The sequence below is a fragment of the Dactylosporangium sp. CA-139114 genome, from assembly GCF_050955725.1.
In the GTDB taxonomy this organism is placed as follows: Bacteria; Actinomycetota; Actinomycetes; order Mycobacteriales; family Micromonosporaceae; genus Dactylosporangium.
On the sequence record NZ_CP192080.1, the window covers coordinates 8,214,223 to 8,228,925 of the forward strand.

The window sequence follows — 14,703 nt, forward strand, 5'->3', positions numbered from 1 at the left end:
CATGGAGTCGGTGTGCTGTGTGTCCCCGGGCCTCACCACACTGCCTTCACGGAATACCGTTCGGCTGGAGCCGTGTCGCGCCTATCGCCGCGAGGCGACCTGGCACACCGACCCCAAACGTTCTCCCCGGATCACGCGCTCGGATCAGCGCGCTCGGTCCGGGGCCGCTCGGTTCAGGGCGCTCAGATCAGCACCGCGTAGACGACCAGGTTGTCGCGGTACGAACGGCGCGCCTGATCGAAGGTGCCCCCGCACGTGATGAGCCGCAGCTCCGGCACCGGCGTCGGGCCGTAGACCCTCGCGCTCGGGAACTGGGCCTTCGCGTAGTGCTCGCTCGCCGTCACGCGGAACGTCAGCCAGCCCTCGCCCCGCCGCACCTCGACCGTGTCCCCCGCCGCGAGCTCGTGCAGCCGGTAGAAGACGGCCGGGCCGGTCTTGGAGTCCACGTGCCCCGCCAGCACCGCCGGGCCCGCGTCGCCGGGGTAGGCGCCGCCGGTGAACCAGCCCGCCTCGCCGAACACCTTCGGGCTCTCCAGCACCCCCGCCGCGTCCATCCGCAGGTCCTCGAGGGGCGTGTCCACGCCGAGCCTCGCGATGCGCAGGCGGGTCGGGGGCGCGTCCGGCGCGGCGTTCGCGGCCGAGAGGTCGATGCTGTGCGGCACGATCCAGGTGGCGTCGCCGGCGTCGATGCCGACCCGGCGGCCGACCAGCGTCGCGGCCCCGGCGATCATCGGCGCGGCCAGGGCCAGCACGCACCCGATGAGCATGAGGGTCCGGCGCCGGGTGGCGGTCAGGTCCGCGCGCCGCCGGAGCGCCCGGTGCCTGACCACCCTCCCGGTCCTGCCCATGCGGTCGAGCGTAGGCCGGTCAGGCGGCCGCCGCCGTGCGGGAACGGCCGCGGCGCCAGAGCAGGCCGCCGGCCACCGCCAGCATCAGCACGGCCACGCCGCCGCCGATCGGCAGCAGCGGGTTCAGGCCCCGCTCGCCGGCCGTGCCGCCCGCGCCGGTGTCCACGCCGCCCTCCGGCACCCCGCCGCTGGAGGCGTCGGTGCGCAGCTGCGCCGTCAGGCCGCCGCTGCCGTCGAGGATGATCAGCGAGTACACCGCGCCGGCCTTCAGCGGGGCGGTCACCGTCGTCGCGGCGCCCGTCGCGCTCGGGGCGGCCAGCCGCAGCGTCCAGCGGCCGGGGTCGACGGTCTGGTACGCCGTCGTCGTGGCGAACTGCACGCCGTCGGCGATCTTCGCGCCGCCCGACACCGAGACGTCGAGCACCGGCTGGCGCACCGAGGCCTGGATGACCCGCACCTTCGCCTTGCCCGGCTCCGGCAGCCCGAGGTCGTCGGCGATCACCTTCAGGCCGAGGTCGGCGAACTTGCCGGTGCCCGCGACCGTGTAGGCCTTGCCCTCCTCCACCGTCGCCTGGGTGCTCAGCACCGGCGCGGCCGAGGCCGGGTCGCCCTGCTTGCGCATCGCCACCGCGTAGGTGCCGGGCGGCAGCGGCAGGTACTTGGAGACGGTGCCGTACGCGACGGCGTCGAACTTCTGCTGCGGGATGGCGCCGGTGACCGAGCTCAGATAGACGTCGACCGCCGGCGTGTCGGGCGAGAGGTGGGCGAGGCGGACGTACCCGACCCCGGCCGCAGCCGCCGGCGAGGCGTCCACCGTCGCCAGTCCCAGGCCCAGGAGCGCCGCGGCGGCCAGCGCCGCGAGCCGCCGCCGCTGGGGAGCAGCGAACACGTTGTACCCCCTGCTGTGCGCACAGCGAATGCTGGAGATTCCCGAGTGGAACGCACCCGGCGGGGGTTCGAAGGTGAGTAATCCGCGCGGGCACCGTGAGCACTGATCGCGGTGAGTCTGGCACGTCGCTGAGCAACGCGCCACCCGCACTGGGCAGGGATCATCGCGCCTTGTGTACAGTGCCCGACGCTGTGCTGCGGCACAACCTCCGGACGGACGAAGGAACTTACTCTTCGGTACCGATCGATCCCTTGATCAAGGATCTCTCCCGCCGGCCCCCCTACATCTGGGTGCCGAAATCCTGGGTCCAGATCGCCGTCTTGCCCTGGTAGGCCAGGCCCACGCCCAGGTCCTTGAGCTTGCAGTTGAGGATGTTGGCGCGGTGCCCGGAGCTGTTCATCCAGGAGTTCATGACCTCTTCGGGCGTGCGCTGGCCCTTGGCGATGTTCTCGGCCGCGTTCGACCATCGGTATCCCTCGTTCGAGATCCGGGTGGCGAAGGAGGTGCCGTCCTGCGAGTCGTGCGAGAAGTAGTCCTTGGCGGCCATGTCGGCCGAGTGCTTGTACGCGGCCGCGCGCAGCTTCGCGTTGTAGGCCAGCGGCTGGCAGCCGGCCTTCGCCCGCTCGGTGTTCACGATCGCCAGGACCTGGTTCTCGTACGCCACGTTGCTGCCCCCGCCCGCCGCGGTCGTGGGCTTCTTGGTCGTCGGCGTGGGCTTCGGGGCCGCGGCGGTGGTGCCCGGCGCCTTCGTCGTCGGGGCCGGCGCGGTCGAGGCGTTCTCGGCCGGGGCGCTCGAGCCGGCGGCGCTCGGGTCGCCGGAGGCGCCCGCGAACAGGTCACCGGCCTCGGTGGTGGCCGCGGCCGCGGCGGCGAGGTTGGACCGCGGGGAGGCGTTGGAGCTCTTGGACAGCAGCAGCGAGCCGCCGAACGCGACCGCGCCCACCACGACGAGGGCGACCGCGCCGATGGCGGCCACGAGCAGCATGCGCTTGCCGCGCCGCGCGTCCTCGGGCTCCGGCGCGTCCTGGTAACCGCCGCCGTACGGGCCCGGCTCGTCGTAGAAACCCCGCTCCGGCCGCCCACCGCGGTCGCCCCAGCCGTCGCGGGCGGGCTCGGCACCGTACGGGTCGTAGCGGTCGTACCGGTCCGGGTAACCGTCGCCGTACGATGACACCAGAGCCTCCAGGCATGCGTGCGAATCCAAGCCGCACCTGACACTAGAAGGCCGGGAGCGCCGGATTCGCCCGCGGAAGCCGATTTAACGACGGTCTAAGCCAAACTTATGCCGTGCCTGCGAGCGGCAGCAGGGCGCTCACCGCGCGGCGCAGCACCGCCGTGGCGCCCGCCACGTCGAGGTGCAGCTCGTCGCGCCACATCGACCAGCTCGCGAAGGTCACGGCGGCGGTGAGCGCGTCCACCACCTCGGCGCGGGCGTCCCCGGCCGCCTCGAGCTCCGCGGCGAAGAGCGTCTGCAGCTCCTCGCGGGCGATCTCGAGATACCAGGCCCGGTTCTTGCGCAGCTGCGCCGAGAACGGCTCGCGGATGCGCGCGGCGCGGGCGGCCGGGGCGATGAGTTCCAGCAGGCGGGCGCGCTGGGCGCAGTATCGCTCGATGCGCTCGTCCCGCGGCAGGTCGGCCGGGATCGGGCGGTACTCCGCGCGCTGCCGCTCCATGAGCCGCTCGCCGGCCGCCGCGAACAGGCCCTCCATGTCCTTGAAGTTGGTCCACAGCGCGCGCAGCGACACCCCGGCCCGATCGGCGATCCGCTCGGCGGTGGGCCGCAGCTCACCCTCCTCGAGCAGCGCGAAGTGCGCGTCGGTGATCGCCTGCCGGGTGCGTTCGGCCCGTAATGTGCGCCCGTCCACCCGCGGCCGCACTCCCGCTTCGTTCATGACCTGACAGCCTACGTGCCACACCCTCGGGCGACCCTCTACGGTGAGGTACGTGGCATTGCGCAGCGTGCACGACATCGACATCGAGCTCCCCGCGTTCGACTCCGGCGAGCTGGAGCCGGTCAGCGCTCCCTGGGGCGGCAACCTCAACGAGGCCCACGTGCAGACCGGCCGCGCCATCCGCACCACGCTCATCGACGCCCGGCTGCGCCGCTCCCACCTCGAGAACCTCGACCTCAACGGGGTGGTGTGGGAGGACGTGACGATCACCGGCTGCCGGTTCGAGAAGGTCGACTTCACCGCGGCGCGGCTGACCGGGCTGACCCTGGAGCGGGTCCACTTCGTCAACTGCAAGCTGACGTGGGCCAACCTGGGCGAGTCGCGCCTGTCCGACGTGCTGTTCGAGGGCTGCCGGCTCGACGGGGCCACGCTCAACGAGGTGAACACCACCGGCCCGACGGGGTTCGTCGGCTGCGTGCTGGTCAACACCAACCTGCGCGACTGCGTGCTGCCCCACGCGGCGATGCAGGGCTGCCGGCTGCGGCAGATGTCGTTCGAGAGCTGCGACCTGCGCGGCGCCGATCTGCGCGGCAATCAGCTGTCGGAGGTCAGCGGGATGACCAGCCTGCGCGGCGTGACGATCGAGCCGGCACAGCTGCCCGGGCTCACCGACGCGGTGATGCGGGACCTCGGCGTGATCGTGCGCGGCCCGAAGGGTTGACCCGCCAGCGCGGGCGGCCGCGCGGGAACGTGCGGTGCTCGTCCGGGCTGAGCGGGGGCGGCGGCGGGTCCTCGACGCAGATCGCCGGCGCCGGCAGGGCCGGGCCGAGCAGGTCGCGCGGGTCGGACTCCAGGGCGCCCTCGATGGTGGCGAAGGTGGCAATGCCGCTCATCCCGGCGGCGACCCCGAGCCAGGAGCGGATCGCGGGCGACGGCGCGGCCAGGCGCAGCTCCCCACCGCGGTCGCGGGCCATCCCGGCCACCCCGACGAGCAGCTCGGCGCCGGTCGTGTCGCACACCGTCACCTGGGACACGTCGAGCACCAGCCGGGGCTCGTCGGCGACCAGGAGTCCGGCGAGCACCGGCTCGATCGTCGCGACGGTCCCCTCCACGAGAAGCCCGTGCAGGGCCAGCACGACCGCACTCATCGCAGTGACGGTACCGACCCCGCTCCCCCGGCGTCAGCGGCCGCGCGGCCGACCCCCGCCGCGCCGTTCAGCCCGCCGGGGGTCGACGGACGCCGACGATCATGCCCGACCCGTGGGCCAGTTCCACGGTGACCAGCTGCGGGTCGGCGAGCAGCGCCCGGCGCACCCCGTCCTGCTTGGCCCGGAAGTCCTCCGGCCATCCCTCGACCGGGGTCATGTCGTCGACCACGAGGGTCCCCCGGGGGTGGAGTTTGGCGACGGTACGGTCGAGCCCCTCGATCTTGCCGCCGAAGGCGTCGGCGAACACGAGGTCGTATCCGCCCGGCGCCGTCGCGAGGAACTCGAGCGCATCGGCCACGTGCAGGCGCACGAACGGCGGCCAGTCCCCGGTCGCGGCGACGGCCGCGACGGCCGGATCGGCCTCGATCGAGTCGACGGTGACATCGGTGCGGGGGCGCAGGCCCTCGGCGATCCAGGCGGTGCCGGCCCCGGCGCCGGTGCCGATCTCCAGCACCCGGGCGCCCGGCGGCAGGGCGGCGGCGAGGGCCGCGAGCAGCCGTCCGACCTCCGGCTCGCAGGACTGCCCGAAGCCGTTGGCGGCGGCGCGGGCGTACGCGGCATCGACGAGGCTCACGGCGGCGACCCTACCGAAGATCGACGCGCTCCGCGTGCAAAGCTGTGCCCCGTGAAGTCACTGCCGCTGCGCGTCCTCACCCCCGCCGCCGCCGTCCTGCTCGCCCTGGGCGCCTGCGGTTCCCCGTCGCAGTCGCCGGACAAGGCCACCAAGGACGGCCCGGAGCAGACCGCCACCAACGCGTTCGAGGTCAAGGACGCCGTGAGCGTCGTGGAGGTCGACAGCGAGGGCGGCGCGGTCGCCATCAAGGCCGGCAACGGGGCCACCATCAAGGTGACCGAGACGATGAAGTTCAAGAGCGACAAGCCGGGCCGCAAGCAGAACGTCGACGGCGGGGAGCTCATCCTCGGCTCGGGCGGCTGCCCGAAGAACGACTGCTCGATCTCCTACGAGATCGAGATGCCCTCGACGCTGAGCGTCCGGCTGGACAGCTCCGGCGGGCGGATCGAGCTGCACGGGCTCACCGGCCTGATCGACGTGCAGTCCGACGGCGGCGGCGTGAACGGGGAGGGGCTCGCCCCGCCGGAGTTCAACGCGCGCACCGGCGGCGGCCCGGTCGACCTCAAGGTCACCCAGGCCCCGGACCGCATCGACATCGACAGCGGCGGCGGGAACGTGAACCTGCGCCTGACCTCGGACGGGTACGCGATGGAAACCCAGCTCGACGGCGGCAAGCAGACCGGGTCGATCAAGACCGACCCGGGCTCGGTGCACAAGGTGCACGTCGCCACGGGCGGCGGCAACCTCACGTTCGTGTAGGACCGCCCGCCGGCGCGGCTAGTCGGTGAGCGCGCTGTAGATGAGCTGGCGCAGCTGGGGGCGCAGCGGGTAGGTGCTCGACGGCAGCAGCTGGGTGTAGAAGCCCACGGTGAGCCGCTCGACCGGGTCGATCCAGAAGGCGGTGCTCGCCGCGCCGCCCCAGTAGTACGTGCCGGGGCTGCTGAACACGCGGGCCGGGACGGGGTCGCGGACCACGGCGAAGCCCAGGCCGAAGCCGACGCCCTCGAACGTCGTCTCGGCGAAGCCGCCGGTCTGCACCGTGTCGAGATCCACGTCGCCGGGCAGGTGGTTGCGGGTCATGAAGGCGACGGTGCGCGGGGCGAGCAGCCCGTCGCCGCGGCGCAGCAGCATCGTCATGAACTTCTGGTAGTCGGCGGCGGTCGAGATCAGGCCGCCGCCGCCCGCCGGGGCCTTCGGCTCCTCGAACGCCATGTCGCCCACGGCGTCGAAGCGCACGCGGCGGCCGTCGGGGCCCGGGACGTACAACGCCGCCATCCGCGGCTCGCCCGGCGCCACGGACCAGGTCGTGTCGTGCATGCCCAGCGGCTCGAGGATCCGGGTGCGCACGAACTCCGGCAGGGACATGCCCGCGACCACCTCGACCAGGCGGCCGAGCACGTCGGTGCTGACCCCGTAGCCCCAGGCGGTGCCCGGCTGGAACAGCAGCGGCAGCGCGGCGAAGTCGCGGCAGGCCTCGGCGAGGTCGGCGCCGGGCCTGGTGGTCAGGTCGTAGCCGGCCTTGCGGTACAGGGCGTCGACGACGGAGGTGTGCAGGAAGCCGTACGTCAGCCCGGAGGTGTGCGTGAGCAGGTGCCAGACCCGGATCGGCTCGGCCGCCGGGACGGTGAACGGCTGGCTCACCGAGCCCTTGTCGTAGACCCGCATGTCCCGGAACTCCGGCAGCCAGCGGCTGATCGGGTCGGTGAGCTCGAAGTGGCCCTCCTCCCACAGCAGCATCGCGGCGACGGAGGTGACCGGCTTGGTCATCGAGTACAGCCGCCAGAGGGTGTCGGGCTCGACCGGCCGCCCGGCCTCGGCGTCGCGCTGCCCGTAGACGCTGTGGTGCACGACCTTGCCGTCGCGCGCGATCGCGAGCTGCCAGCCGGCAAGGCGGCCGTCGTCGACATAGCGCGCGAAGTGGGCGTCCAGGCGGGCCAGCCGCCGTGCGTCGAATCCGGCCTGCTCCGGCGCCACTTCGCGATCAATGCTCACATCTTGGGACTGTAGAGCCTGACCCGGCAAAGCGCGAGCCACCCGAGACCCTGGTCCGGGAAGGCTCGGGCCGCTCGCGATCCCGGCTCAGGACAGCGCGAGCTGCTCGGCCCCCTCGACGACCCGGTCGACGAACCCGTAGTCCTTCGCCTCCTGCGCGGTGAACCAGCGGTCGCGGTCCGAGTCGGCCTCGATCTGCTCGTAGGTCTGCCCGGTGTGCTCGGCGATGAGCCGCTGCATGGTCTTCTTCGTGAAGAGCATCTGCTCGGCCTGGATGGCGATGTCGGCCGCGGTGCCGCCGATGCCGCCCGAGGGCTGGTGCATCATGACCCGCGAGTGCGGCAGCGCGTAGCGCTTGCCCGGCGTCCCGGCGCTGAGCAGGAACTGGCCCATCGACGCGGCCATGCCCATGACCACGGTCGACACGTCGTTCTTGATGAACTTCATGGTGTCGTAGATCGCCATGCCGGCGGACACCGAGCCGCCCGGGGAGTTGATCCAGAAGGCGATGTCCTTCTCGGAGTCCTCGGCGGCGAGCAGGATCAGCTGGCCGCAGATGCGGTTCGCGCTCTCGTCGTTCACCTCGGTCCCGAGCACGATGATTCGCTTGCTGAGCAGGCGCTCGAAGACGGCGCTGTCGAACGGGATCTCAATATCGGCCATGCTGTCGACGGTATTGCCTCGGCGGCCCGTTGAGATCCCCCGTTCGCCGTGAGCGTGTTCGCTGTCAGCGTCACGGCTTTCTGAACACCGGGCTACGGCCGTTCCGAGCACCGGCGGTCACGGCTTTCTGAACACCGGGCTACGGCCGTGCGAGCACCGGCGGTCACGGCTCTCTGAGCACCGGGCGCAGGGCGTCGAGCACCGCGGGATCCTCGATGGTCGAGGGCACCGGCTCCTCGCGGCCGTCGGCGATCCCCCGCATGGTCCGGCGCAGGATCTTGCCCGAGCGCGTCTTGGGCAGCGCGGCCACCACGCGCACGCTGCGCAGGCTCGCCACCGCCCCGATGCGGTCCCGCACGAGCTGGACGAGCTCGGCCGCGACCGTCTCGGCCGGGGTGTCCACGCCCGCCTTGAGCACCACGAACCCGCGCGGCACCTGGCCCTTGAGCTCGTCGTCGACGCCGATGACGGCGCACTCGGCGACCGCGGGGTGGCCCGCGAGCACCTCCTCCATCGCGCCGGTCGACAGGCGGTGGCCGGCGACGTTGATGACGTCGTCGGTGCGGCCCATCACGTAGAGGTAGCCGTCCTCGTCGAACCGGCCCCCGTCGCCGGTCAGGTAGTGGCCGGGGTAGGCGGAGAGGTACGAGCGCACGTACCGCTCGTCGTCGCCCCACAGCGTGGGCAGGCACCCGGGCGGGAGCGGCAGCCGGATGGCGATGGCGCCGTCGGTGCCGGTCGCGGCGTCCTGCCCGTCCGGGGTGAGCACGCGCACGTCGTAGCCGGGGATCGGTACCGACGGCGAACCCGGCTTCGTGGGCAGCTCCTCGAGGCCGCGCGGGCTCGCGGCGATCGGCCAGCCGGTCTCGGTCTGCCACCAGTTGTCCACGATCGGCACGCCGAGCCGCTCGCCGGCCCACTCGTAGGTCTGCGGGTCGAGCCGCTCCCCCGCCATGAACAGGGTGCGCAGGCTCTTGAGGCGCTCGCGGTCGATCCGGGCCCCGTCCGGGTCCTCCTTGCGGATCGCGCGGATCGCGGTCGGGGCGGCGAAGAGGACGTTGACGCCGTGGTCGGCGACGACCCGCCAGAACGCGCCGGCGTCGGGGGTGCCGACGGGCTTGCCCTCGTACAGCACCGTCGTCGCGCCGGCGAGCAGCGGGGCGTAGACGATGTAGGAGTGCCCGACGACCCAGCCGACGTCGGACGCCGCCCAGAAGACGTCGCCCGGCCCGCAGCCGAAGATGTTCGCCATCGACCACGTGAGCGCGACGGCATGGCCCCCGTTGTCGCGCACGATGCCCTTGGGGCGGCCGGTCGTGCCGGAGGTGTAGAGGACGTACAGCGGATCGGTGGCCGCCGTCGCGACGCACCCGGCCGCGCCGGCGTCCTTGACCGCGTCCGCCCAGGTCAGCTCGCCGTCGCGCAGCAGCGCCGGGGCCTGCTCGCGCTGCAGCACCACGACGTGCTCGGGCCGGTGCCCGGCCTCGTCCAGGGCGGCGTCGAGCAGCGGCTTGTAGTGCACCACCCGGCTCGGCTCGATCCCGCACGAGGTCGCGACGACGACCTTCGGCTTGGCGTCGTCGATGCGGGCCGCGAGCTCCTTGGGCCCGAAGCCGCCGAACACCACCGAGTGCACGGCGCCGAGCCGCGCGCAGGCCAGCATGGCGATCACGGCCTCGGGCACCATCGCCATGTAGACGACGACCCGGTCGCCCCGCCCGACGCCGAGGTTGCGCAGGGCGCCCGCGAAGACGGCGACCTCGTCGCGCAGTTCCCGGAAGGTGTACCGGCGCACGGTGCCCGTGACCGGGCTGTCGTACACGAGCGCGAGGTCGTCGCCGCGGCCGCCGTGCACGTGCCGGTCCAGGGCGTTGTGGCAGGTGTTGAGCTCGGCGTCGGGGTACCAGCGGTAGAACGGCGGGTTGTCGGCGTCGAGGATGCGCATGGGCATGCGGTCCCAGTCGACGCCGGCCGCCGCGTCGCGCCAGAACCACTCGGGGTCTTCGAGGCTGCGCTGATACGTGTCGCGGTAGGCGCCCATCCCCTGATCCTGCTCCGCCGGGGCGCGCTGCGGTAGAGCCGGATATGTCGCGCCTGTTTCGACGACACGACATATCCGGATTTATCGGCATCCGCCCGCTCATGCAGCACCTATGGCTTATGCCAGTTATGCGGCTTTTTTCGTAATGACGGTGGCCGGCCCCCCGAGTGGCGCTCAGACCGGCGCGGTGGCGCTGGCCAGGCCCGCGGGCGCGTTGGCCAGGGCCTGCTGGATGGCCGCGACCAGGGCCAGCGCGGCCTCCTCGGTGAGCTCGACGGCGACCCGGGCCGACGGGCCGAGCGCCGGGTTGGCGAAGTCGATGTTCAGGGTGTGCCCGAACTGGGCGTGCACCGGGTGGTCGACGTAGACCGCCGCCCGGGTCACGTCGAACCAGCCCGTCGCGCCCTTGCCGGCGCCCTCGATGTCGACCAGCTCGGTCTCGTAGGTGCACATGTCAGGCCCCCAGGTGCGTGCCGAAGAAGGTAAAAATGCGCTTCCAGCCGTCGACCGCGGCCTCGGGCCGGTAGGACGGGCGGTCCACGGCGAAGAACCCGTGCCCGGCACCCTCGTAGCTGTGGTGCTCGAAGCTCTTGCCGTGCGCGGCGAGCAGCTCGGCGAGGCGCGCGACCTCGGCCGGCGCCGGGAACTTGTCGTCGTCGCCGAAGAGCCCGAGCACCGGGCAGCGCACGTCGCCCAGGCGGTCCTGGATCGAGGTGACCTTGAGCGGGAACCCGGTCGGGGGCGCCTCGAGCGCGAAGGCGCCGTAGCAGTCGACGGCCGCGTCCACGTCGACGGCGGTCGAGACCAGCAGCGACTGGCGGCCGCCGGAACAGTGCCCGATCACGCCGACCTTGCCGCTGGCGTTGTCCAGGGCGCGCAGCGCGGCCGCGGCGGTGGCGACGTCCCGGATGATCTGCTCGTCGGGGATGCCGCCCTGCCCGCGCACGAACGCGGAGGCGTCGTCGGGCGACGCGTCGGGGGCCTCGCGCCAGAACAGGTTCGGACAGATCGCCGCGTACCCGTTGGCGGCGAACCGGCGCACCATCTCCTTGGTGGCCTCGTCGTAGCCGGGCAGGTGGTGGATGACCACGACGCCCGGGAACGGGCCGGGGTCGAGCGGGCGGGCCTGGTACGCCTGGATCTGCTCATCGCCGATGAACACGGTCTCGGCCCGGATCGCGTCTGACATGCTGCACTCCGTCGTTCGCTGGTGCGGTTTTCCTTAGCCGGGCAAACAATATCCCCGCCGTCGCGTTGTCTGCATCGGCGGGGACATCACGAGCAGCGGCCGGGCCGCCTTCGACAGCCGGGGCAGCGGCCGGACCGCCTTCGACAGCCTGGGTATCGCCCGGCACGGCGGCCAGGCCTCGATGCCGCGGCCGGGCCTCGTCGTGAGTAGCCGCGCCCAGGCCCGACCAGCCGCGCCCCCAGCCTGAGCAGCCCCGCCCCAGTCTGCGCAGCCGCGCCCCCAGCGTGAGCGGCCGCGCCTCGGCGTGAGCAGCCGCACCCCACCCTGAGCAGCCGCATCCCCAGCGCGAGCGGCCGCCCCAGCGTGAGCGGTCGCGTCCCGGCCTGAGCAGCCGCGTCCCGGCCTGAGCAGCCGCGTCCCGGCGTCAGTAGCCGCGCCCCCGGCGTGAGCGGCCGCGTCCCGGCCGTGAGCGGTCCTGCTCGCGGCGGCGGCCCGGCGCGAGCGGTCCTACTGGCGGCCGGGTTCCGAGCGGCGCAGGGCCAGCCGGGCCAGGCCGATCAGCAGCGCGATCTGCACGAACAGGATGAGCACCGAGCGCCACCAGGCCCCGGTGGTGTGCTCCCACAGCGCGTCCTTGAACGGGATCATCGACTGCAGGTCCACCGTGGACGCGCCCGCGGCCAGGCCCCAGCGGGTCGGGAAGAGCCACGAGATCTGCTCCAGGACGTTCTGCCCGTCGAGCTCGAAGAGGCCGCCGGAGAGCACGAGCTGGGCCATCACCACGACCACCAGCACCGGCGTCGTCTGCTCGGTCGTCTTGACCAGCGCGCTGACCAGCAGGCCGAACGCCATCGAGGCGAGCGCGACCATGGCCACCGGGATCGTGATCTCCACCAGCCAGTGCTTCGGGAAGATCAGCGGGTCCTTCGGCGGGTTCTTGCCCAGCAGCGCGAGCCAGGTGAACAGCGCGGTCTGCACGATGATGATCAGCGCGAACACGAAGACCTTGGAGGCGAGGTAGGCGCCGGCCGAGAGCCCGACCGCCCGCTCGCGCTTGTAGATCGTGCTCTCGTTGACCAGCTCGCGAATGGCCGCGGCCGTGCCCAGGAACGCGGCGCCGACCGCGAGCACGACCAGCAGCCGCTGCGCCTCCAGGCTGTACTTGAGCAGGCCCGGGGCAAGCCCGTTGTCCCCCGGCACCGTGCGGGTGAGCAGGGCCAGGGCCAGCGGCAGGCCGATCATGAACACGCTCAGGCCGCGGTCGGCACCGATCACCCACAGCATGCGCAGGCACAGGGTGAGGAACTGGCGGAGCGGGGCCGCGGGGTGCAGTGCCCGGCTGCGCAGCGACGCACCGCCGAGCTTCACCCGGGCCCGCCCGACCGCCTTGTCCGTCCGGCCCACCGCCGACTGACCCGCCACCGACCGGGCCACCGCCGACTGACCCGCCGCCGATCCGGCCGCCGCCGACTGCGCCACCGCCGATCCGGCCGCCGCGGGCTGGGCCGCCGCCGCCGGGGAGGGGCCCGGCGCAGGACCGGCGGACGCGGGCCGGGCGGGCATCCGCTGCTCCGCGGTCGGCGACTCGAGACGGTCCGAGGGGCGGGGCGGCATCTCCTGCTCGGCCGTGGACTCCCCGAGCGCCGCCGTGTCACCGGCCGACCCCGCTGACGCGCCCGAGGACGCGACCGGAGACGCGGGCCCAGCCGCGGAAGGAGCCGCACCCGCGGAAGGAGCCGCAGCCCCGGAAGGAGCCGCAGCCGCGGGAGCGGCCGGGGCCGAGGGCACGTGTGCGCCGGCGGAGGCGACCCGCTGGGCCGGCACGGTGACCTGCTCCACCACCTCCGGCTTCGGGGGCGGGGCCTCGGCGATCTGCTCGGTGACGTATCGCGTGTAGAGCTCGGACGAACGGTACTTGCGGGTCCAGTGCTCCGCGTTCTTCGTGACCTCGCGGAACACCTCGGCGTAGTCCTCGGCGCCGAAGAACTCCAGCAGCTCGCCGGGCGGCCCGAAGTAGCCCATCCGGCCGCCGACGGTGAGCACGAGCACGCGGTCGGTGAGGTCGAGGTGCATGACGTTGTGCGTGACGACGGCGACGGTGCGGCCCTTGTCCGCGAGCTCCCGCAGCTCCTCCATGACCTCCTTGTCCAGGGCCGGGTCGAGGCCGGATGTGGGCTCGTCGAGGAAGAGCAGGGACGGCTCGGTGAGCAGCTCCAGGGCCACCGAGACGCGCTTGCGCTGGCCGCCGGAGAGGCTGTCGATGCGCTGCTTGGCCCGCTCGGTCAGGTTGAGCGTCTCGAGCACCTCGGCGACCTTGGCCCGGCGCTCCTTGCGCGGCACGTCGTCGGCGAAGCGCAGGGCGGCGGCGAAGCGCAGGGCCCGGCGCACGGTGAGCTGGCGGTGCAGCACGTCGTCCTGTGGCACCATGCCGATGCGGTAGCGCAGCTCGGCGTAGTCGGCGTAGAGGTCGCGGCCGTCGTAGCGCACCGTGCCCTGGGTCGCGGGGCGCAGCCCGGCGACGGCCTTGACGAGCGTGGACTTGCCGCAGCCGGAGGGGCCGATGACGGCGAGCAGGCTGCCCTCGGCCAGCGCGAAGCTGACGTCATCGAGCAGCACCGCATCCTTGATGCGCACCGTGAGGTCGTCGGCGATGAGCGAGGACGGGCCGGCGTCCTCGAACTCGTGCAGCCGGGCGCCGTCGAAGATGAACTCGTGCTTGCCGATCGAGATCAGGTCGCCGGGCCGCATGTCCTCGCGGGCGACCTGCTTGCCGTTGTGGAACGTGCCGTTGCGGCTGCCGAGGTCGACGACCTCGAAGCCGCCGGTCGCGGTCCGGCGCAGCTCGGCGTGGTTGCGGGAGCTGCGCAGGTCGCTCAGCACGATGTCGTTGTCGGCGCCGCGGCCGATGCGGATGCGCCCGGCCTCGACCTCGTGCCGGGTCGCCTCGCGCTGCGGCGGCGAGGGCTCGACGGGCAGCTGCTCGGTGATCGTCTTCACCCGGAACGTGATCTTCGGGCCGTCGGCCGAGCCGAGGTGGACCTCGCCGCCGTCGGTGGCGGCGACGAAGGCCGCCCGCTCGCCGCCGACGAAGGTGCCGTTGCGGCTGTCGAGGTCGCGCAGGAACCAGCCGTCGTCGTTCCAGATGACCTCGGCGTGCCGCCGGGAGATCAGGTTGCCCTCGATCACCAGGTCGTTGGCGGCGTCGCGACCTATGGTCACGGTGTCGTCCGGGCGGACGGTCGCCTGCTTGTCGCCGCTGGTCACCTCGAGGACCGTGAGCTCCCGGGTGACCGTGCGCTGATCGATGCTCGCCACGGCGCTCATCATGCCGTGGGGGTATGACAGAAAGAAGTCGGGGTGGGTTTGTATCAGGACAACTGTCGCGGTCCTCATGTGTGTCGAGAACG

14 protein-coding genes are annotated in these 14,703 nt (G+C 72.7%); 2 read left to right on the forward strand and 12 right to left on the reverse strand.

Going from position 1 to position 14,703, the window contains the following annotated elements; genetic code table 11:
- Nucleotides 1-182 precede the first annotated feature (182 nt).
- The 4 genes from ACQP2P_RS36660 to ACQP2P_RS36675 all read right to left on the reverse strand — a co-directional run bounded on the left by ACQP2P_RS36660 (nucleotide 183) and on the right by ACQP2P_RS36675 (nucleotide 3,629).
- Entirely contained in the window at nucleotides 183-848 is a 666-nt protein-coding gene (locus ACQP2P_RS36660; protein ID WP_433608851.1) for a class F sortase, read from the reverse strand.
- Between the two features lie 19 nt (nucleotides 849-867).
- Entirely contained in the window at nucleotides 868-1,737 is an 870-nt protein-coding gene (locus ACQP2P_RS36665; protein ID WP_433608853.1) for a DUF4397 domain-containing protein, read from the reverse strand.
- Nucleotides 1,738-2,017: 280 nt separating this feature from the next.
- The gene (locus tag ACQP2P_RS36670; RefSeq protein ID WP_433608855.1) at nucleotides 2,018-2,911 is read right to left on the reverse strand and encodes a CAP domain-containing protein; all 894 of its coding nucleotides are present in this window, start codon (nucleotides 2,909-2,911) and stop codon (nucleotides 2,018-2,020) included.
- Nucleotides 2,912-3,017: 106 nt separating this feature from the next.
- Nucleotides 3,018-3,629 carry a TetR/AcrR family transcriptional regulator gene (locus ACQP2P_RS36675; protein WP_433608857.1) on the reverse strand — a complete coding sequence of 204 codons (612 nt, stop codon included), beginning with the start codon at nucleotides 3,627-3,629 and terminating at the stop codon, nucleotides 3,018-3,020.
- A gap of 52 nt (nucleotides 3,630-3,681) precedes the next feature.
- On the opposite strand from ACQP2P_RS36675, the gene ACQP2P_RS36680 reads away from it, so the two are divergent.
- Nucleotides 3,682-4,350, forward strand: coding sequence for a pentapeptide repeat-containing protein (locus tag ACQP2P_RS36680; protein ID WP_433608859.1), 669 nt, complete (start codon nucleotides 3,682-3,684; stop codon nucleotides 4,348-4,350).
- Here the strand turns inward: ACQP2P_RS36680 and ACQP2P_RS36685 are convergent.
- Entirely contained in the window at nucleotides 4,295-4,777 is a 483-nt protein-coding gene (locus tag ACQP2P_RS36685; RefSeq protein ID WP_433608861.1) for an STAS domain-containing protein, read from the reverse strand. The two genes, ACQP2P_RS36680 and ACQP2P_RS36685, sit on opposite strands and share 56 nt — an antisense overlap.
- Nucleotides 4,778-4,844: 67 nt before the next feature.
- Complete coding sequence (locus tag ACQP2P_RS36690; RefSeq protein ID WP_433608863.1) at nucleotides 4,845-5,411, reverse strand: O-methyltransferase; 567 nt, start codon at nucleotides 5,409-5,411, stop codon at nucleotides 4,845-4,847.
- Between the two features lie 51 nt (nucleotides 5,412-5,462).
- Here ACQP2P_RS36690 and ACQP2P_RS36695 point away from each other — a divergent pair, with 51 nt between their 5' ends.
- Nucleotides 5,463-6,170, forward strand: a complete 708-nt coding sequence (locus tag ACQP2P_RS36695) for a hypothetical protein (protein ID WP_433608865.1) — start codon at nucleotides 5,463-5,465, stop codon at nucleotides 6,168-6,170.
- 18 nt (nucleotides 6,171-6,188) lie between these two features.
- On the opposite strand, the gene ACQP2P_RS36700 is transcribed toward ACQP2P_RS36695, so the two are convergent.
- The 6 genes from ACQP2P_RS36700 to ACQP2P_RS36725 form a co-directional block, all read right to left on the reverse strand.
- Nucleotides 6,189-7,403, reverse strand: coding sequence for a serine hydrolase domain-containing protein (locus ACQP2P_RS36700; protein WP_433608867.1), 1,215 nt, complete (start codon nucleotides 7,401-7,403; stop codon nucleotides 6,189-6,191).
- Nucleotides 7,404-7,490: 87 nt separating this feature from the next.
- A complete protein-coding gene (locus ACQP2P_RS36705) occupies nucleotides 7,491-8,066 on the reverse strand; it encodes an ATP-dependent Clp protease proteolytic subunit (protein ID WP_433608869.1) in 576 nt (191 codons plus the stop codon).
- A 163-nt stretch (nucleotides 8,067-8,229) separates the two neighbouring features.
- Nucleotides 8,230-10,107 carry a propionyl-CoA synthetase gene (locus ACQP2P_RS36710; protein WP_433608871.1) on the reverse strand — a complete coding sequence of 626 codons (1,878 nt, stop codon included), beginning with the start codon at nucleotides 10,105-10,107 and terminating at the stop codon, nucleotides 8,230-8,232.
- A 174-nt stretch (nucleotides 10,108-10,281) separates the two neighbouring features.
- Nucleotides 10,282-10,560, reverse strand: a complete 279-nt coding sequence (locus ACQP2P_RS36715) for a DUF6295 family protein (RefSeq protein ID WP_350617431.1) — start codon at nucleotides 10,558-10,560, stop codon at nucleotides 10,282-10,284.
- Between the two features lies 1 nt (nucleotide 10,561).
- Nucleotides 10,562-11,296 carry a dienelactone hydrolase family protein gene (locus ACQP2P_RS36720; RefSeq protein ID WP_433608874.1) on the reverse strand — a complete coding sequence of 245 codons (735 nt, stop codon included), beginning with the start codon at nucleotides 11,294-11,296 and terminating at the stop codon, nucleotides 10,562-10,564.
- Nucleotides 11,297-11,803: 507 nt separating this feature from the next.
- On the reverse strand, nucleotides 11,804-14,611 hold the full coding sequence (locus ACQP2P_RS36725) for an FHA domain-containing protein (protein WP_433608875.1): 2,808 nt from the start codon (nucleotides 14,609-14,611) through the stop codon (nucleotides 11,804-11,806).
- Nucleotides 14,612-14,703: the final 92 nt, after the last annotated feature.